Annotated in this window: 19 protein-coding genes and 2 tRNA genes; 6 read left to right on the forward strand and 15 right to left on the reverse strand. The window is 64.4% G+C overall.

What is annotated here, in order from left to right:
* The 6 genes from VGH41_RS03370 to VGH41_RS03395 form a co-directional block, all read right to left on the reverse strand.
* On the reverse strand, positions 1-765 hold the full coding sequence (locus tag VGH41_RS03370) for a DUF4088 family protein (RefSeq protein WP_331595927.1): 765 nt from the start codon (positions 763-765) through the stop codon (positions 1-3).
* Between the two features lie 395 nt (positions 766-1,160).
* Positions 1,161-1,484, reverse strand: coding sequence for an AzlD domain-containing protein (locus tag VGH41_RS03375; protein ID WP_331595928.1), 324 nt, complete (start codon positions 1,482-1,484; stop codon positions 1,161-1,163).
* Positions 1,481-2,155, reverse strand: coding sequence for an AzlC family ABC transporter permease (locus VGH41_RS03380; protein ID WP_331595949.1), 675 nt, complete (start codon positions 2,153-2,155; stop codon positions 1,481-1,483). Before VGH41_RS03380 ends, VGH41_RS03375 begins: the two co-directional genes overlap by 4 nt.
* Before the next feature lie 157 nt (positions 2,156-2,312).
* Positions 2,313-3,146 (reverse strand): AraC family transcriptional regulator, encoded by an 834-nt coding sequence (locus VGH41_RS03385; RefSeq protein WP_331595930.1) that lies wholly within the window; start codon positions 3,144-3,146, stop codon positions 2,313-2,315.
* A gap of 62 nt (positions 3,147-3,208) precedes the next feature.
* The gene (locus VGH41_RS03390) at positions 3,209-3,691 is read right to left on the reverse strand and encodes a CreA family protein (protein WP_331595931.1); all 483 of its coding nucleotides are present in this window, start codon (positions 3,689-3,691) and stop codon (positions 3,209-3,211) included.
* A 173-nt stretch (positions 3,692-3,864) separates the two neighbouring features.
* Positions 3,865-4,878, reverse strand: a complete 1,014-nt coding sequence (locus VGH41_RS03395; protein WP_331595932.1) for a fimbrial protein — start codon at positions 4,876-4,878, stop codon at positions 3,865-3,867.
* Here VGH41_RS03395 and VGH41_RS03400 point away from each other — a divergent pair.
* Positions 4,871-5,170, forward strand: a complete 300-nt coding sequence (locus VGH41_RS03400; protein ID WP_331595933.1) for a hypothetical protein — start codon at positions 4,871-4,873, stop codon at positions 5,168-5,170. The two genes, VGH41_RS03395 and VGH41_RS03400, sit on opposite strands and share 8 nt — an antisense overlap.
* A 62-nt stretch (positions 5,171-5,232) precedes the next feature.
* Here the strand turns inward: VGH41_RS03400 and VGH41_RS03405 are convergent.
* The 3 genes from VGH41_RS03405 to fdxA form a co-directional block, all read right to left on the reverse strand.
* Positions 5,233-5,308, reverse strand: a tRNA-Asn gene (locus VGH41_RS03405).
* A 59-nt stretch (positions 5,309-5,367) separates the two neighbouring features.
* Positions 5,368-5,443 (reverse strand) — tRNA-Asn (locus tag VGH41_RS03410).
* A gap of 135 nt (positions 5,444-5,578) precedes the next feature.
* Positions 5,579-5,902 (reverse strand): ferredoxin FdxA, encoded by a 324-nt coding sequence (gene fdxA / locus VGH41_RS03415; protein WP_331595934.1) that lies wholly within the window; start codon positions 5,900-5,902, stop codon positions 5,579-5,581.
* A 261-nt stretch (positions 5,903-6,163) separates the two neighbouring features.
* Here fdxA and pncB point away from each other — a divergent pair, with 261 nt between their 5' ends.
* From pncB to VGH41_RS03440, 5 genes are all read left to right on the forward strand, one after another.
* Entirely contained in the window at positions 6,164-7,360 is a 1,197-nt protein-coding gene (gene pncB / locus VGH41_RS03420; RefSeq protein WP_331595935.1) for a nicotinate phosphoribosyltransferase, read from the forward strand.
* A gap of 138 nt (positions 7,361-7,498) precedes the next feature.
* Positions 7,499-8,161, forward strand: a complete 663-nt coding sequence (locus tag VGH41_RS03425) for a lactate utilization protein C (protein ID WP_331595936.1) — start codon at positions 7,499-7,501, stop codon at positions 8,159-8,161.
* A gap of 89 nt (positions 8,162-8,250) precedes the next feature.
* A complete protein-coding gene (locus VGH41_RS03430) occupies positions 8,251-9,675 on the forward strand; it encodes a sodium:proton antiporter (RefSeq protein WP_331595937.1) in 1,425 nt (474 codons plus the stop codon).
* A gap of 60 nt (positions 9,676-9,735) precedes the next feature.
* Complete coding sequence (locus VGH41_RS03435) at positions 9,736-10,725, forward strand: D-glycerate dehydrogenase (RefSeq protein ID WP_331595938.1); 990 nt, start codon at positions 9,736-9,738, stop codon at positions 10,723-10,725.
* Positions 10,722-12,203, forward strand: coding sequence for a DNA recombination protein RmuC (locus VGH41_RS03440; protein WP_331595939.1), 1,482 nt, complete (start codon positions 10,722-10,724; stop codon positions 12,201-12,203). The genes VGH41_RS03435 and VGH41_RS03440 overlap by 4 nt, the downstream gene beginning before the upstream one ends.
* Before the next feature lie 33 nt (positions 12,204-12,236).
* Here VGH41_RS03440 and VGH41_RS03445 read toward each other — a convergent pair whose 3' ends face one another.
* The 6 genes from VGH41_RS03445 to VGH41_RS03470 all read right to left on the reverse strand — a co-directional run.
* Positions 12,237-12,737 (reverse strand): GNAT family N-acetyltransferase, encoded by a 501-nt coding sequence (locus tag VGH41_RS03445; protein ID WP_331595940.1) that lies wholly within the window; start codon positions 12,735-12,737, stop codon positions 12,237-12,239.
* Positions 12,737-13,012 (reverse strand): hypothetical protein, encoded by a 276-nt coding sequence (locus VGH41_RS03450; protein ID WP_331595941.1) that lies wholly within the window; start codon positions 13,010-13,012, stop codon positions 12,737-12,739. The genes VGH41_RS03445 and VGH41_RS03450 overlap by 1 nt, the downstream gene beginning before the upstream one ends.
* 48 nt (positions 13,013-13,060) lie before the next feature.
* The gene (gene glp, locus VGH41_RS03455; RefSeq protein WP_331595942.1) at positions 13,061-14,368 is read right to left on the reverse strand and encodes a gephyrin-like molybdotransferase Glp; all 1,308 of its coding nucleotides are present in this window, start codon (positions 14,366-14,368) and stop codon (positions 13,061-13,063) included.
* A gap of 104 nt (positions 14,369-14,472) precedes the next feature.
* Positions 14,473-15,087 (reverse strand): molybdenum cofactor guanylyltransferase MobA, encoded by a 615-nt coding sequence (gene mobA / locus VGH41_RS03460; protein WP_331595943.1) that lies wholly within the window; start codon positions 15,085-15,087, stop codon positions 14,473-14,475.
* Between the two features lie 13 nt (positions 15,088-15,100).
* Complete coding sequence (moaA, locus tag VGH41_RS03465; RefSeq protein ID WP_331595944.1) at positions 15,101-16,210, reverse strand: GTP 3',8-cyclase MoaA; 1,110 nt, start codon at positions 16,208-16,210, stop codon at positions 15,101-15,103.
* Between the two features lie 206 nt (positions 16,211-16,416).
* A partial coding sequence (locus tag VGH41_RS03470) for a ribonuclease E/G (protein ID WP_331595945.1) occupies positions 16,417-19,006 on the reverse strand: 2,590 nt, incomplete at its 5' end.

Consider the following 19,006-nt stretch of genomic DNA (forward strand, 5'->3'; position numbering starts at 1 on the left):
TCAGCGCGATTGCCGCGGCTGCTGTTGTTGCGGGGGCGGTGGCGCAAAGAAGTTACGCAGCCATCCCGCGAGCCGCGAAAAGATGTCGTACGGTTCGTCGACGAAAATCTCCGGCTTCAGCAGACGCAGATATTCCATGATCTGCTGGGCTTCCTGTTTCTGGAACGAGCCATGCGAAATGCCGAGGCGCAGCAGGCCGCGCAGCTCGCCGAGCTTTTCGCGGGCGGTGCTGCCCACGCTTGTTTCGCACGCCACTTTCGCCTCGTACACGCGCTGACGCAGCGACTCCACCAGCCGCCACGCAGGCGTCTGCATGGCTTCTTCGAGTGCCTGAATGTCCTGTGCCTCGCTTTTGATCTGCGCCGCGAGCGGATCGACCAGCGAGGCGTCGCCTTCCGCTTCCCTGACAATCGCCGCCGCCCAGTCGTGGCACTGCTTGGCCAGTTCCTCAGGGGTCCATTCCGAGCGTGCCGCGAAGCCGAAGCCGAACTCGCGCGCCTGCTGCATCAGGATCGCGACGACGTCCGGAAACTCCTTGTCGAGTGTGCGTTTTGCCCACGCGTACTGGCCACCTTGCAACATGCGCTTCACCGCGTGTTCGGTGAGCGGCAGCATGTTGTCGAGCAGCTTGGCGCGCAGAAAATCTTCAAACGACGGCGTCGCGAACTGCGGATCGAGCTTCAGCGATACGCGCAGAAAAGCATCGAAATCCTTGCGCAGCGATGCGACGGTTTCGTCCTTGATTGAAAGGGTGATCTGACCCATGTCTTATCCCGTTTGGTCCTCCCGCGCTGCATCGCATGGGTGTCGCCGTCTGCCAGGTGCCTTGGTACGAGGGCGACGTCGATGCTCGACGCGGTTGATCCTGCTTGTTGCCGCGTAACCAGCGGGGGTTTCATCCCGACGAGCGGACCTCGACTGCATAACGGCGAAGCAGGGTGAAACTTGAGGGCAAGCGGCAGGGAGCAAACGGATGGGGCGCGGCGCAAGGGCCGCCAGGTGAGGCGTGCAGCAAGCTCCGAAAGGCCCGTTTGCGAGAACTTGCGCGAATTTATGCTGCTTTCACATCGCTTTCGCGCACATTGTGCGGCAATCTGCCGCTGGCTGAGGGATGTCGCGGGGCGGCGCAAAATTCGCCGGCCCAAACCAGGTGGATGGCTCTATTTGAGCACCACGCCTTGCCAGACGAAAAATACGGCGAGCCCGACCGCGATGGTCAGCAGTGGCCGGCGGGTCAGCGCACTGACGGCCACGGCGGCCAGCGCGCCGACCAGCTGAGGATTGCGCCAGGTCAGCTCGGCGCCGCCGCCGTGCGGCGCGACGGCCATCGGCACGATGATCGCGGTCAGCACCGTGACCGGCACGAAGCCGAGCGCGGTGCGTACCAGCGGCGGAAACACCAGCCGGTCGCCGAGCACGAAGACTGCCGCGCGGATCAGCCATGTGATCAGCGCCATGCCGAGAATCAGAACGACGTAGCTCATTGCGACGCCTCCGCCGTGCGGGCTTGCGTGTCGGTGCGAGACAGCGACAGCAGGACGCCGACCACGACGCCGGCCAGTACCGCACCGAGCAGCCCCAGCTTGTACGGCCACGCCTGCCAGAAGAACGCCAGCGCGCCCGCCGTAGCGGCCGCTGCGAGAAAGCGCAGCGCGACGAGTTGCGGCACGACGATCGCAATGAAGGTCGCCACCATGGCGAAATCGAGGCCGAGCGACTGCAGACCCGGGAAGGCCGCGCCGAACAGCAGGCCGGCGAGCGTCCAGATCTGCCAGTTGACGTACATGGCAACGCCCGCGCCCAGGAAATAGTGCGGTCCCACGCTGCCCGGCTGATGGTGCCGGTAATGAGCCCAGGCAACCGCGAAGACCTCGTCGGTGAGCACGGCGCCGAGCGCGAGACGCCAGCGCAGCGGCAGATGCGAGACATAGGGCGCGAGGGTCGCGCTGTACAGCACGTGGCGCAGGTTGACGACGAAGGTGGTGGCCAGCACCACGGCAAAGCTGGCATGGCTGGCAATCAGGCCGAGCGCGATGAACTGGGCCGAGCCGGCAAACACGACGAGCGACATCAATTGTCCGTGCCACAGCTGCAGCGGGCCGGACGTGACGAGCGTGCCGAAGATGACGCCGAACGGCGCCGCGCCGACCATCATCGGAATGATGTCGCGCGCGCCGGCGGTGAATTCGGTGAGACGCCGGGGGTGCGTCAGGGTTGCTTGGGTCAATCTATCCTCCTTGATGCACCGAGGATAGCCGCGACTGTGCGAGCGGAGCTTGTACGTTCTTGCGGTGAACCCCGGTGCGCCGCGCTCAGGCGGATTGCCAGCGCCCGGGCGGCACGCCGAACATGCGCCGGAAGTGCCGCGTGAAGTGGCTTTGATCCGTGAAGCCGCTGGCGGCGGCCACTTCGGTGACGGACACGCCCGCGCGCAACGGCGCCAATGCGCGCTGCAGCCGCACCTGATTGCGCCAGGCATGCGGCGCCAGACCGGTTGTCTGCGTGAAGAGCCGGGCGGCGTGAAACGGCGACAGGCCGACAGCCTCGGCCAGCTCGGCGAGTTTGAGCGGTGCCGTGAGATCGCCGGTGAGTTGTTCTTTCATGGTCGCCACGCGGGTGTCGTCGGCGGCGAGCCGGGCAGGTTTCAGCGGATTGCCCGAGTAGCGGACCAGCAAGGTCGACAGGGCGTCGAGCATGGCGGCTTCGGCGGCAAGCGGATCGGTTTCGGACGCGCTTTCGAGCAGCCGGTGGGCGCGTGCGAGCCGCTGAGCGAGGTCCTGATCGCGGATCACACCCGGCTCGAACCAAGGCAGCGCCTGCGGCTGGGCGGCGACCTCGACGGCCAGCTGATGGATGAAGTCCACCGGCGCATACAGCACCCGATAGCGCCAGCCTTCCTCGATCGCCCTCGCCCCCGTGTGCAGTTCGCCGGGATTGATGATGGGCACGCTGCCGGCCTCGGCGACGTAGTCGGCGCCGAGATAGCGATAGCACTCGGCGCCGGCCACGATCACCGGAATCGTGTACGCGTCGTGCCAGTGCGGCGAAAATTCGTGATCGTGATATTCGGCCGTGAGCAGATCCGCGCCGGGCAAAAGCGGCGTACGCCAGTAGCGGGCGGAATCGCGAAAACGGGTGACGGTCATGATGAAAGTCCGGCGCGGTCTGCCAGTTTAGCGCGCGCGGACCGCACCCGTACGAGGTGCCTTCATTTAAGCGGAATGGTGGTGCCGGCGGGCATCGGCACGGCGGTCACGCTGTTTTTCGCGCTGCCGCTGGCGACCCGGTCGCTGTAGGTCAGGTAGACCAGGGTATTGCGCTTCGGGTCGACCACGCGCACCACATGCAGCGTCTTGAAGATCAGCGACATGCTCACCGAGAACACGTCGGATTGCTGCTTAAGCGGTCCGGTAAACTTGATCTCACCGACTTGCCGGCAGGCAATCGATGCCTCGGTGGGATCTTCGGCAATCCCGAGCGTACCCTTGATGCCGCCCGTGCGCGCCCGCGACACGTAGCAGGTGACGCCCTGAACGACGGGGTCATCGTAGGCTTCGACCACGACCCGGTCGGAGCCTGTCACGTGGAAGTTGGTGTTGACACTGGCGACCTCCTCGCTATGGACGAGCGGAACGAAGAGGGCGCCCACGGCGACGGCGAGCGCGATGCGCAACAGCGAGGTGGTTTTCATTGGGAGACCGGAATGATGGCGGGGAAAGTGCCATCGTATAACGGCCGCGGTCTTGTTTTCGCTGTCGGGGTGATTCTTCGTGCACCGCGCCGGTCTATCTCGCACGCGTTCCGGCGTTGCTGCGCACGCGGGACCGAAATCACCGCGACCGGGCGCCTGGACCGTCTCGCAGGTCAGTTGTAGTTCATGGTGAAGGTCGCAACGGCCTTGATCATGCCAGGTGTGACGGACGGGCCGGTCTGGATATAACGGGCCTGCAATGGCACAGTTTGAGTCCCTGAGAGCGTGCCGAGCGCAACACCGTTGGTCGTAGGTGTATTGCTGGTTGTGTACGAATAGACGCCGGGGCTAAACATGACCGGTATCGACTGGTAAAGGATCTGCACGCCCACACCGGTCGCCGTTGAGCCCGGCGCTAGCGTCAGGGCGTTGCTTTGATTCGACGGATTGGCTGAGTCCATGAAACTGATGGAGGGATGCGCGTTCGCGTCGCAGACCATGCCGAGATTTAACGAAGTCACGGCGGTCGTCGTGCCGACGCCCTGAAAGGCCGAGGTCTTTGTATAAGGCATGGACACGGCGACATCCGTTGTGGTCACCGAGCAACTGGGGATCGAATTGTTGAGAATCGTGTAGTTGAAGTTGATGGTGCTGCTGCTCTGGTTTCCGGCGTTTGCATATTCCCTCGCGTTTACGGTGCCGACCGCGGGGAATCCACCCGAACCTACTGCAGGGGTGCCGGTTTTGACCAGCTCAAAAACGCCCTGCAAAACATTCGCGCCGAGTTGCGACGGTCCCACATTCACCGCGCCACCAGCGCCATAGTCGAACGGCACCAGGACGGTTCCAGCAGTGCTGCGGATTCTGAAACCTATTCCGGCAGTCATGCCCGACGTCGTATAGACATCCGTAAAACCCGGAACCAGCGTGAGGCGCGAAGAGTATACGGCGAGGTACCAGTCACCCACTGGGTTGACTGTACAGGTCAAGGGGACCGCGAATGTGGCAGTCGCGCCAGGTATGGTTTGTCCGACCGGGAGGTTGGCCGGAACACTCACGGCCGGAAGGCTGACGGTCAGGGGCAGCGGACCCGAGCAATCGCTATACGCCGCAAATGTACTGGTCGATGCGCACGCCGCCGCGATGAGCAGCATCTTCTTGAACAAACTGAGCAGTGCATTGGACATTTTCGAATCTCGTGATCTTGGGACGCCGCGTCGCAACGCGGGGCTGCGCCTGAAAGGCTATTTCGCTATGGAAATTGTCGGGCGAGACGCGCTCGTGGACGATCAGAAAATTCTTAAAGGTCTAAGATTATTCGTATGGCGGCGTCATTCGGCGCGCCACGGCGTGTCGGGCGGTGTGGCCATCCGGGTATTTGATGAAGGAGAGAGGTGGCGGCAGTCGCGAAATGGCTTCACCGCGAAGAGCTGCGGCGAATTGCCCGGCTCACCGTACCGGAGGGTTGAAATCAGATGATTGACATCTTTTGTCGTCGACAAAAACAAAAGGCCCGCACGAATGCGGGCCTTCAAAATTTTTGGCTCCTCGACCTGGGCTCGAACCAGGGACCTACGGATTAACAGTCCGGCGCTCTACCGACTGAGCTATCGAGGAACAGCGATACAACCTTTACATAAAAAAGCCCGTCTTGGTTAACGGGCCTTTGCAATTCTTGGCTCCCCGACCTGGGCTCGAACCAGGGACCTACGGATTAACAGTCCGGCGCTCTACCGACTGAGCTATCGGGGAACAACAACAGCAGAGAAGCGAAATTGTAGGGGGTGCTTTCAGGCCTGTCAATACCTTCAGATCATCTCGGTTCCGTTCGAACCGTGCTGGTCTGAGCAGGGCTGATTGGCCACGCCGGCACCGCCAGGGAGCCGCTTAACGCGCGAGCAGGGCCAGCTTTTCCTTCACGTCCTTGAACTCGTCTGCCTCGGACAGCGGAGCCTTGGTTTTCGTGATGCTGGGCCAGTTCTTGGCGAGATCGGCGTTCAGCGAGATGAAATCCTGCTGGTCGCCCGGTACGTCTTCCTCGGCGTAGATGGCGTTCACCGGACATTCGGCGACGCACACGGCACAGTCGATGCACTCATCGGGGTCAATCGCGAGGAAGTTGGGACCTTCGCGAAAGCAGTCCACCGGGCACACATCGACGCAGTCGGTATAGCGGCACTTGATGCAGCTTTCGGTCACAACGTGAGTCATTCAGGCAGCTCCTGCATGCGGTATCGGGGGAGGCGAAACGCCAAAAGCGCTATTGTAACGTAACGTCAAGTGGCATATACACTAGCCGTTCACGCCATTTATACGATTTCGTGATTAGTTTATGGCACTGCGGCCGGCGGCGGTATCGAAGTACCGCCCGGCGCATTCGGGTAACATGCGTCAAATCGGCGCGCAGGGGCGCGCCGCAGGCTCACGGCCTTGACTGGCCCAACGTATTTCCGCAGTCCGGTTCGCACCATCATGATTATCACTTCGCTGCTCGATACTGATCTGTACAAGTTCACGATGATGCAGGTCGTTCTGCATCATTTTCCTGCCGCGAGCGTGGAATACCGCTTTCGCTGCCGGACCCCGAACGTCGACCTCGTGCCGTATATCGAGGAAATTCGCGACGAAGTGCGCAAGCTGTGCGAACTGCGCTTCACCGACGGCGAGCTCGACTACCTGCGGCGTATGCGCTTCATCAAGGGCGATTTCATCGAGTTCCTGGCGCTCTTCCATCTGAACGAAAAGTACATCTCAATCACGCCTTCGCCGAAGGGCAACGGCGAGATCGACATCGACATCAAGGGGCCGTGGCTGCACACGATCCTGTTCGAGATCCCGGTGCTGGCAATCGTCAACGAGGTCTACTTCCGCAACACGCAGCAGCAGCCGGCGTACAGCGAAGGCCGCGAGCGCCTGAGCGAGAAAATCAAGCTGCTTGGCGCGCGGGCGGAATTCGCCGATTGCAAGATCGCCGATTACGGCACGCGGCGCCGCTTCTCGAAACGCTGGCACGAAGAGGTGATCCTCACGCTGAAAGACGACCTCGGCGAGCAGTTCACCGGCACGAGCAATGTCTTCTACGCAATGAAGCATGGCCTGACGCCGCTCGGCACGATGGCTCACGAATACCTGCAGGCCTGTCAGGCGCTCGGGCCGCGGCTGCGCGATTCGCAGATCTTCGGCTTCGAGATGTGGGCAAAGGAATACCGCGGCGACCTGGGTATCGCACTGTCCGACGTCTACGGGATGGAAGCGTTCCTGCGCGACTTCGACATGTACTTCTGCAAGCTGTTCGACGGCGCGCGTCACGATTCGGGCGATCCGTTCGACTGGGGCGAGCGACTGCTCAAGCACTATGAGGCGAACCGCTGCGACCCGCGCACGAAGATCCTCGTGTTCTCGGACGCGCTCGATATTCCCAAGGTTCTGCAGCTCTACGAACGTTTCCGCGGCCGCTGCAAGCTGGCGTTCGGGGTCGGCACGAACCTGACCAACGATCTCGGCTACAACCCGCTGCAGATCGTGATCAAGATGGTCCGCTGCAACGGCCAGCCGGTCGCGAAGCTGTCCGACTCGCCGGGCAAGAACATGTGCGAAGACAAGGCCTATCTGGCGTACTTGCGGCAGGTGTTCGGTATTCCGGAGCCGGAAGCGGAAGTCTCGAAGTAACGCTTTGCAGCGGGCGCGCGGCCGTATACATCGCGCCCCGACTGGCCATCCGGTCGAGTGTCCGCGTACGGGGCGGCCGTTATAATCCTCGCGACGCCGCACGGCTATCTGAACGAGCACTTCGCGAGGACTTCGCCCATGGATACATCGATTGCCCGCCGCAACATTCTTGCGCGCATCCGCGCAGCCCAAGGGCGCGAGGCCGAGCCGTCCGCGCCTGAACGCGAGGCCGCCGCCGGCTATCTCGCGCGTCATCCCGAAGGTCCCCGGCCGCTCATGCCGGAAGACCTTGTCACGCACTTCATCGAAGAAGCTCAGAAGATGGCGACCACGGTTGAGACCGTCGACGCATTGAGCGACGTTCCCGCCGCCGCGCATCGCTACCTCGCACAACATGGCCTGCCGGTGCAGGCGATCGCATGGCAAACCCTGCAGGACCTCGACTGGGTCAAAGCGGGTCTCATGGTCGAATTTCGTAAGCCCATCGACGGCGATGTGGTCGGCATCACCGGCTGTTTTTGCGCCACGGCCGAGACCGGCACGCTGGTGCTGCTGTCCGGGCCCGAAACGTACGCGTCCGCGGGGCTGCTCCCCGAAACGCATATTGCCATCGTGCCCGCTTCGCGCATCGTCGCCGGTCATGAAGAGGCGTTCGGCCTGATCCGCGCCGAACGCGGCGAGCTGCCGCGCGCGGTCAATTTTGTGTCCGGGCCGTCGCGTACCGGTGACATCGAACAGACCATCGTGCTTGGCGCCCATGGGCCGTATCGGGTGCATGCAATCGTCGTGCGCGGCGCGTGAGCTTTGCATCGCGCAGGGCTGGCCTTGCGCATACCGGCCACATGGGCCACCCCGGCGGGCTGTCGGACGTCAGTCACAAGGACAGGAATATGAAGCGACATGCCGGGTGGACGAGCATGGGGCTCGTCGCCGCATGGGCGCTCTGGCCTCAGCTTGCGTCGGCTGCGACGCTCGACGGCGCCACGCTGTCGGCCTGGTGGGGCGTGCCGTTCGCCGGCGTGCTGCTGTCGATCGCCGTCTTCCCGCTGCTCGCGCCGGCATTCTGGCATCACCATTTCGGCAAGATTGCGGCGGCGTGGGCCATGCTGTTTCTCGTGCCGTTTGCCGTGACGTTCGGCAGTGCGGTCGCGTTCGGCGCGCTGGCGCACGCCATGCTCGAAGAGTATGTGCCGTTCATCGTGCTGCTGACGGCGCTCTACACCGTGGCGGGCGGCATCTGCGTACGCGGCAACCTGCATGGCTCGCCGCGTCTGAACACAGGCATCATCGCGCTCGGCACGCTGCTCGCCAGCATCATGGGGACCACCGGCGCGGCCATGCTGCTGATCCGGCCATTGCTGCGCGCCAATGATGACCGCAAGCACGTGGTCCACGTGGTGGTCTTTTTCATCTTCCTCGTTGCGAACGCGGGCGGCTCGCTGTCGCCGCTCGGCGACCCGCCGCTCTTTCTCGGTTTTCTGGCCGGTGTGAGCTTCTTCTGGACCACGCAGCATCTGTTGCTGCCCATGCTATTCGTGTGCGGCGTACTCCTGCTGCTGTTTTATGCGCTCGATTCGTACTATTACCATCGTCGCGAAGAGCGCCGCTCGCAGTTTCTCGACCCCACGCCCGATTCGCACATGCTGGGCATCGACGGCAAGGTCAATTTCGTGATCCTTGCGCTGGTGATCGCGTTGGTACTGATGAGCGGTCTGTGGAAGCCCGGCGTCGAGTTCGACGTATTCGGCACGCACGTCGCGCTGCAGAACGGGGTGCGCGATGTCGGCTTGATCGGCCTCACGCTGTTGTCGCTCGCAGTGACGCCGCGTGCGGCACGGGCCGGCAATGCGTTCAACTGGGCGCCTATCGAAGAAGTTGCGAAACTGTTCGCCGGGATCTTCGTGACCATTGCGCCGGTCATCACCATCCTGCGCGCGGGCGAGGCGGGCGCGTTTGCAGGCATCGTCCATCTGGTCAACAATGCATCCGGCCACCCGGACGATGCGATGTACTTCTGGGCGACGGGCCTGCTGTCGTCGTTTCTCGACAACGCGCCGACGTACCTGGTGTTTTTCAACCTCGCCGGCGGCGACGCGCGGATCCTGATGACCCAGGGCGCTACCACGCTCGCGGCGATTTCCGCCGGCGCGGTTTTCATGGGCGCCAACAGCTACATCGGCAATGCGCCAAACTTCATGGTGAAGGCCATCGCGGAATCGCGCGGCGTGCGCATGCCAGGTTTTTTTGCGTATCTTGGGTGGTCCGTGGTCGTGTTAGTGCCGGTATTCCTGGTGACTACCTGGATATTCTTTTAGCGGTTGATGATGGCGGGCCCGCGTACGGTCCGGTCTCGCCGCGCTATTCGGAGAATTGCAATGCAGAAGATCCTTGTTGCCCGTCCGATCTTTCCGGACGTGATCGAACGCCTCAAACAGCATTTCGAAGTCGACTGGAATAACGGCGACGTGCTGCCTGCCGACGAACTGAAGCGCCGCCTCGCCGACAAGGATGGCGCGCTCACCGCCGGCGATCCGGTCGGCGCCGACGTGCTGGCGGCGGCGCCGCGTTTGCGCGTGGTGTCGAACATGGCGGTCGGCTACAACAACTTCGACATGGCCGCGTTCAACGCGTCGAACGTGCTCGCCACCAATACGCCGGACGTGCTCAACGAATCGACCGCGGACTTCGGCTGGGCGCTGATGATGGCGGCGGCCCGCCGCCTCGCCGAGTCCGAGCACTGGTTGCGCGCCGGCAAGTGGCAGAAGTGGGCGTACGACGGCTTTCTCGGCGCGGATCTCCATGGTTCGACACTGGGTGTGATCGGCATGGGCCGCATCGGCCAGGCGCTCGCCCGGCGTGCGCGCGGCTTCAACATGCAGGTGATCTATCACAACCGCTCGCGCGTTGCGCCGGAGATCGAAGCCGAATTGAACGCGCAGTATGTGTCGAAAGAAGATCTGTTGCGACGGGCCGATCACGTGGTGCTGGTGCTGCCGTACACGAAGGAGAGTCATCACACCATCGGCGCCGCCGAACTCGCGCAGATGAAGCCGAGTGCGACGCTGACCAACATCGCGCGCGGCGGTATCGTCGACGACGCGGCGCTCGCCGAAGCATTGCGCACGCATCAGATCGCGGCTGCCGGTCTGGATGTCTACGAAGGCGAGCCGAACCTGAACCCCGCGCTGTTGACAGTGCCGAACGTGGTGCTGACGCCCCACATCGCGAGCGCGACGGAAGCGACGCGGCGCGCCATGGCCAATCTCGCCGCGGACAACCTGATCGCGGCGCTGGGTGAAGGACCGCGCGCCGGACGTCCGCCGAATCCGGTCAATCCCGACGTGATCGGCAAGGCCCGTTCATGATGATGACCTTGCTCGCGGCGGTCGTAGCACTGTCCGTCGCGCTGGTGATTGCCGTGTTGATCCTGATGCGCGGCAATCGCCATGGCGATCTGGACATGCGCCTCGACGAACTCGGCGATCACTTTGCGGCCACCGCGCAAGCCCAGGCGCGGACCGTCGAACGACTCGAGCGCGAGCTGCGCAGCGAAATCACGGAAACGGCGCGGATCTCGCGCGCCGAGTTGAATGGCGGTTTCGCGCAGTTTCAGCAAACCCTCGCCGCGCAGTTCAGCAGCATGACGACGGTGCAGAACGGCAAGATCGACGGCTTTGCACAACAGCTGGTCAAGCTGACCGAAACCAATGCGCAACAACTCGAAGCCGTGCGGCAGAGCCTGCAGCAACAGGCGCAGCAGGCGCGCGACGAGCAGGGCATCACGCTCAGGCGCTTCGGCGAAACGCTGACGCAGCAGCTCGGGCAGTTGAGCGAGGCGAACGATCGCCGGTTTGCCGAGGTGCGCGCCACGATCGAACAGCGTCTGAAGGACATCGAGGCGAACAACTCGACCCGGCTGGAAGAGATGCGCCGCACGGTCGACGAGAAGCTGCATGCCACGCTGGAGCAGCGTCTGGGCGAATCGTTCAAGCAGGTGTCGGACCGGCTGGAGCAGGTGCATCGCGGGCTCGGCGAGATGCAGACGCTGGCAGCGGGCGTCGGTGATCTGAAAAAAGTGCTCACCAATGTGAAGACGCGCGGCACATGGGGCGAAGTGCAGCTCGAAGCCTTGCTCGAACAGGTGCTGACCGCGGATCAGTATGCGAAGAATGTCGCGACGGTACCCAAGAGTGCGGAGCGCGTCGAATTCGCCATCAAGCTGCCGGGACGGCAAGACAGCGAAGGCATCACGGTACCGGTGTGGTTGCCCATCGACGCCAAATTCCCGCGCGAAGACTACGAACGGTTGATCGAGGCGCAGGAGCGCGCCGATCCGGCGGCGGTCGAAGAGGCGTCGCGCGCGCTGGAGGCCCGCATTCGAATCGAGGCGCGCACGATTGCGGAGAAATACGTGGCGCCGCCGCACACCACGGATTTCGCGCTGCTGTTCCTGCCCACCGAAGGCCTGTATGCCGAAGTGCTGCGCCGTCCAGGTCTCACCGACCTGTTGCAGCGTGATTACCGTGTGACGATTGCCGGACCGACCACGCTCACTGCTTTGCTGAACAGTTTGCAGATGGGCTTTCGCACGCTCGCCATCGAGAAGCGTTCGAGCGAAGTGTGGCAGGTGCTGGGCGCGGTGAAGACCGAGTTTGGCAAGTTCGGCGACGTGCTGGCGAAGACGAAGTCGCAGCTCGAGACGGTTACCCGTTCAATTGAGGCCGCCGAGACGCGCACTCGCATGATGAATCGCAAGTTGCGCGACGTCGAGGCGTTGCCCGGCGAGCAGGCGAGCGGTCTGCTCGGCGACGCGCTGTTGGGCGCGGATGCGGACGAGCAGTAAGCGGAACAGAGGCGAGGCGTTATGCCTCAGTCCTCACTCCGTCTTGAGCGCGGTCGTACCGGCCAGCTCTTCCAGCGCATCTCCCGTAATGCGGACAATACGCCAGTCGGGCAGCACGGTCGCTCCCATTTTTTCGTAGAAGCTGATGGCCTGCTGGTTCCAGTCCAGCACCGTCCATTCGAAGCGCCCACACTGGCGCTCGACCGCCAAAGCCGCCAGTTGCCGCAGCATTTGTGTGCCGAGGCCGCTGCCGCGTTGGGCCGGCTGCACGTACAGGTCTTCGAGATACAGCCCGCGGCGGCCGAGGAAGGTCGAAAAGTTGTGGAAGTACAGCGCGTAGGCGACGATGCGACCGTCTTCGTCCTGCGCCACCATGGCCTCCGACGACGGCCGCGCGCCGAACAGCGCATCATGCACGCCCGCTTCAGTGGCGACGAACAGATGGGTGAGGCTTTCGAACTCGGCCAGCTCCAGCATCAGGGAAAAAATCGCGCTGACGTCGCCGGGCGCCGCGGCGCGGATCTTGGCGGCCATTACGCTTCCTCCGGCGCGTCGCTCAAGTGGATTTCAATGCCGCCAAAGCGCGAGGCTACCCAGTTATACGCGTGGCAGGCAATCCACAGCAGGATGAAGCCAAGAATCGCATTCAGCAGCAGTGCGCTGAACACGGTGCTCAATTCGACCGACCCGTAGCGGATGAAGGCGACCAGTACACCGAGCAGCACAATGGGTACGCTGAAGGTCAGGTACACGAGGATGAGCGCCTTGGCAGTCTGTCCCGGTGCGATGAACGAGATCTGTTTTTTCATGTAAGTCAAACCCGTTAGCCGTAGTAGTAGTGATAGAGGGGTAGTGAGTCAGATCAGGCCGTCGAACAGCATGATATCCACGCTCTCGCCTGCGGTGATGTCGGATCGTGCGTGGTCGAGCACGATAAAGCAATTGGCTTCGCTCATTGAACTGAGCACGCCGGAGCTTTGCGATCCCGTGGGCGTGACATGCCATTGGCCGTGTGCGTCGCGTTCCGCGACGCCGCGTTGAAATTCGGTGCGGCCCGCGCGTTTGCGGATGACCTCGCGGCTCGCCGCCTGCAACACCGGCACGGGCCGTGGGGTCGCGCCAGCCATCTTCAGCAAGGCTTCGCGCACGATCTGGTAGAACGTCACCATGACGGCGACCGGGTTACCCGGCAAGCCGAAGAATAGCGCGGGCCGGCCCACGCCGGGCCTTTCGCCGGACCAGACGCGGCCGAACGCGAGCGGCCTGCCGGGACGCATGGCAAGGCTCCAGAAGGCGACGTCGCCGAAGGTCTGCAACAGTTGCTTCGTGAAATCCGCCTCGCCGACCGAGACGCCGCCCGAGGTAAGAACCACATCGGCGCTCGCCGCGGCGCTGCGCAGCGCCGCTTCGAGTGCAGCCGGCTGATCGCGCACGACGCCCAGATCCAGCGGGTCGATATTCAGGCGGCGCAGCATCGCAAACAGGGTGTGCCGGTTGCTGTCGTAGACGCAGCCGGGGTCGAGCGGCTCGCCGAGCGAGCGCAGCTCGTCGCCGGTCGAAAAGAACGCGACGCGCAGACGGCGCCGCACCGGCACTTCGGCGATTCCCAGCGAGGCAATCAAGCCCAGGTCGGACGCACGCATGATGCGCCCCGCGAGCAACGCTGCGCTGCCACGGGCGAGGTCTTCGCCTGCGAGGCGCCGGTTGGCGCCGCCGCGCACGGCGTCGGCGGCGAAGCGGATGGTGTCCCCGGTGCGGGTGACGAGTTCCTGCGGCACGACCGTATCGCAATCGGCCGGCATCGAGGCGCCTGTCATGACCCGTACGCACTGGTTCACGGCGACGGCGCCGCTGAAAGGATGACCCGCCAGCGCCTTGCCGGCCACTGTCAGTTCGACCGTGCTGGAGTCCGAAGCGGCGGCAGCTGCGAGTGCGGTGCCGCGGAAGGCATAGCCGTCCATGGCCGAGTTGTCGTGCGCGGGCACGTCGCCCGGCGAGATGATGTCTTCGGCCAGAACGCGATCGAGCGCGTCATGCAGCGGCACGCGTTCGACCGCCGTAACGGGCGTGGCCCACTCGCGCACGATCGCCTGAGCGGCCGTAACAGGCAGCGCGTGAGGATCGTACTGGGCGACGCAACTGGAAAATTCGTTAAGCGTGGTCATGAATGGAGGAGCGTCGCGGCCGGACGCGGTTGGCCGGATTTCGGTCGGCCGGATGCGGATCCGGGGGGCCGTCTAGCGGCCGAAGCAGGATTTCGGCTGAGAGCTCAGGTACGTTCGAGGTCAGCCAGTTCTTGCAATGAGTTGATATTGTAAAACGCGCGCTCATCGGCAAAGGCGACTTCGACCGTCTTGTGGCGCGCGTACCACGCGCGAACCTTGCGCTCTCCCGCGTCCAGAAAGGCTGAGAGGTCGTCGGCGAGGGTTGTGCGCAGCAGTGCGAAAACGGGGTGAATCGACACATTACCGTGGCTGTCGGTGGTGCTGACGGTGGCGATGTCGCCTTGCTGGGCATCGAGTGCCAGTGCGAGGCGCGCGGCGAGATCGGTGGGTACACCCGGCGTATCGCAAGGCGCGCTGAGCACGAAGTCCGTGCCGGCGGCTCGCAAGCCCGCAAGCAGACCGGCCAGTGGGCCGGGAAAGCCGGCGAGGGTGTCTGCCACGATACGCGCCCCGAAAGGCGCACCGAGGGCCGCATAGACCTCAGGGTTCCGATTGGCGCTGATCAGGAGCGGCCCGGTCTGCGGCGCAAGCCGCTTCAGGACATGTGCGGCCAGCGCTTCGCCGTGCAACGGCTGCAGGCCTTTGTCGACACCGCCCATGCGCACGCCGCGCCCGCCGGCGAGAACAAGGCCGGTGATGTTTGCGGGCGTCAGGTTCATAGGCAATGCAGCCTCAGCCGCCGATATACGACATTTCGACCCGCCGCTCGTCCACCGACTGCGGCGCGGCGGCGCCGCTGCCACGCAACTGCGAGTAGCGGTCGGTGCGGGCCTGCCAGATGTGCGCGACGGCGGAGGCGATCTCGGCGTCGCCGCCGCCATTGCGCAGCAGCGCGCGCAGGTCGTGTCCGCCGGACGCGAACAGACACAGATACAGCTTGCCTTCGGTGGACAGGCGCGCGCGCGTGCAACTGCCGCAAAACGCGCGCGTGACGCTGGAGATCACGCCGATTTCGCCGCTGCCGTCCAGATAACCCCACCGCTGCGCCGTTTCGGCGGCGCTGTGCGCTTCGAGCGGCGCAAGCGGGAAGTGTTCGTCGATGAGCGCGACGACGTCGGACGAGGGCAGCACTTCAGCCATATTCCAGCCGTTCGAGGTGCCTACGTCCATGTATTCGATAAAACGCAGCACACAGCCGGAGCCTTTGAAGTGCCGCGCCATCGGCACGATTTCCGTGTCGTTGGTACCGCGCTTGACGACCATGTTGATCTTGACCGGCGCGAGGCCGACTGCCTGAGCCGCTGCGATGCCTTCGAGCACGTCACCGACCGCGAAGTCGGCGTCGTTCATGCGGCGAAACAGCGTGTCGTCCAGCGCGTCGAGACTCACGGTGACGCGCGTAAGCCCGGCGTCCTTCAGACTGCGCGCCTTGCGTGCGAGCAGCGAGCCATTGGTGGTGAGCGTGAGATCGAGCGGGCGCCCGTCAGGCGTGGAGAGCTGCGCGAGCCGCTCGATCAGGAACTCCAGATTCTTGCGCAGCAGCGGCTCACCGCCTGTCAGACGGATTTTTTCGACGCCATGCTCGACGAACAGCCGCGCCAGACGTTCGATTTCCTCGAAGCTCAGCAGCGCGCTGTGCGGCAGGAAAGCGTAGTCCTTGTCGAAAACCGCACGTGGCATGCAGTAGACGCAGCGGAAATTGCACCGGTCCGTCACCGAAATGCGCAAATCGCGCAGCGGGCGCGCGAGCGTATCGCGCAGCACGCCGGTTGGCGCCTGCACGGGACCGGCGAAGACCGGGAGCGCGCTGACATCGGTGACAGGAATGATGCGTCGGGACATGATCTGCTTCGGATTGCGCCGCGTCAGGGTGGCGCGTTGGGTGACAGACTTTCATTTTAGCGGAAGGGCCACCCGCTCACAGCGGGGCGAATACCCGCATGCGCAAGCGCGTGCAGGCGCCATCACGGATCGGCGGCCAGCAAAAAGCCCGCCGGTTAGGGCGGGCTTCCTGTACTACGAGACGCTATTGCGACGCGCGCAACGGCTTACTGCTGATGCTTCGCCGTTTCGACCTGTTGCATCGGCGCGCTGTCGACCGGTGGCAGCGGCTTGCGCTCGCGCGGTACGCGGACCGGCTTGGCGGCTTGCGCGGCAGCTTCCTGCGCGGCGCGCAGCTTGGCCGTGTCGGTGTTGACCCAGACGAGGCCGGCGCTTTCCAGCACCGGTTGCAGGGCTTCCGGCGACAGACCGTTGCGTGCCGATTGCGGCGCGGCAGCGACCGGCGCGGGTTCGGCTGCTTGCACCGGCTGCACCGGCTGCACCGGCTGCATCGGCGTTAGGGCCGGTTGCGGCGCGGCCGGAGCGATCTGGGTTACCGGAGCTACCGGAGCTGCCGGCTCCGCTGGCGGCGCGGCTTCGACAACGGGCTGTGCTTCGACCGGAGCCGCGACCTGAACGGCTGGGGCGGCCGGTGCCGCTTCGCTGACCGGTGCCTGAACTGCGGCCGGCTCAGCGGCAGGCTCGACTGCGGCCTGGACCGGTGCCTGAGCAGGCGCCTCGACTACGGGCGTCACGGCGGCGGGCGTTGCCGCTACCGTTTCAACCGGTGTCGCTGCGGCTTCGAACAGCGCCGGAGCAGCCGGCTCGGCGTGCGGGACTTCGGCAACCGGAGCAACCGGAGCCGGGGTCGGCTCAGCTTGCGCAACCACAGGCGCTTGCGGTGCCGCAGCTTCTGCAGCTTCTGCAACTGGCACAAACGCCTGGGTCTTGGCAGCCTGTTCGGCGGCCAGAACCGGCGTTTCGGCAGTCGTGTGCAATTCCGCGACGACCGCCGTTTCCGTTGCCACGGCCGCAACGACCACTTCGACCGGCGCGGCGGCCGGCGTTTCGTGGTGCGGCTGCTGAGCCGGTGTGCCAACCGTTGCATTGGCTGTTTCGCTTTCCGCTTCCGCGCTTTCGACTGCCTCTGCGCCCTCGCCGCCGACGTTACCGTTCACGCCGTCTTCTTCGCGCTCACGACGGCCACCACGACGACCGCGACGGCGCCGACGACGCTCCTCGCCTTCACGCGCCACCGCTTCCTGGTCGCCCGGCGTGGCGCCGATGGCATTACCTGCCTGAGCTTGCGTCAGCAGATCTGCCTGGTTTTCGTCCTGGCTCAGGGCTTCGGCGGCTTCCGGTTGCTTGCGGCGCTCGCCACGTTCATTGCGCTCACCGCGCTCACGACGTTCGCCGCGCTCCTGACGCTCGCCGCGTTCAGCGCGCGGTGCGCCATCCACGGTTTCGCCACGTTCGGCGCGCTCCTGACCCCGCTCGGCGCGGTTGTCACGGCTTTCACGCCCTTCGCGGCCCTCGCGCGGCTCGCGGCTGCCTCGTGCTTCGCGCGGCTCACGGCTTTCACGCGGCTCGCGTGCCTCACGCGGCTCACGACCCTCGCGTGGCTCGCGGCCTTCGCGTTCTTCGCGACGTTGTGACGGCTGACCCTGACGGCCACCCGCGGTTGCGCTTTCGCTGCGCGGCGCGCCATCGCGGCCAGCAGCGCCGCCACGACGGTTGCGATTGCGATCGCCGCCACGCTCGCCCGCGCGCTCGCCGCGTTCCGGACGATCGCCGCGTGCCGGACGTGCCGTCTTTTCAGCGGCTGCCGGTGCTGCCGGAGCCGGTGCGGCCGGTGCCATGCCGAACAGATTCTTCAGCCAGCCAATGAAACCACCGCCAGCCGGCGTAACCGCGACAGGCGCCGGCGTAACCGGTGCGGCCGGGCGGACCGGTGCGCTCGGCGCCGGCTTCTCAGGCGTAATGCCCTTGACCGCTGCTTCCTGCTTCGGCTTCACTTCCTCGGTGCGCTTGCTGTAACCGGTTTCCGATTCCAGTTCACGAGCCGCTTCTTCGGCCATCTTCCACGAGGCGCGCGGATCGTCGAGGCGTGCGTCGTCGTGACGCAGGCGCTCGAGTTTGTAATGCGGCGTGTCGAGGTGCTTGTTCGGAATCAGGACGACGTTGACCTTGAAACGCGACTCGATCTTGTTGATTTCGGCGCGCTTCTCGTTCAACAGGAAGGCGGTCACTTCGACCGGCACCTGGCAATGGATTGCCGCGGTGTTTTCCTTCATCGCTTCTTCCTGAATGATCCGCAGCACTTGCAGCGCGGACGATTCGGTATCGCGGATATGGCCCGTGCCGTTACAGCGCGGGCAGGTCACGTGGCTGCCTTCCGACAAGGCCGGACGCAGACGCTGACGCGACAGTTCCATCAGGCCGAAGCGCGAGATCTTGCCCATCTGGACGCGCGCACGGTCGTGCTTCAAGGCGTCTTTCAGGCGCTGCTCGACTTCGCGCTGGCTCTTGGCCGATTCCATGTCGATGAAGTCGATCACGATCAGGCCGCCCAGGTCACGCAGGCGCAACTGGCGGGCGACTTCGTCGGCGGCTTCGAGGTTGGTGCGCGCGGCCGTTTCCTCGATGTCGGCGCCCTTGGTGGCGCGTGCCGAGTTCACGTCGATCGCCACCAGTGCTTCGGTGTGGTCGATCACGATCGCGCCGCCCGAGGGCAGCGGCACCGTGCGCGAGTACGCGGTTTCGATCTGATGTTCGATCTGGAAGCGCGAGAACAGCGGCACGTCGTCGTGATACCGC

It is taken from the genome of Paraburkholderia sp., from assembly GCF_036488795.1.
Taxonomy (GTDB): Bacteria; Pseudomonadota; Gammaproteobacteria; order Burkholderiales; family Burkholderiaceae; genus Paraburkholderia.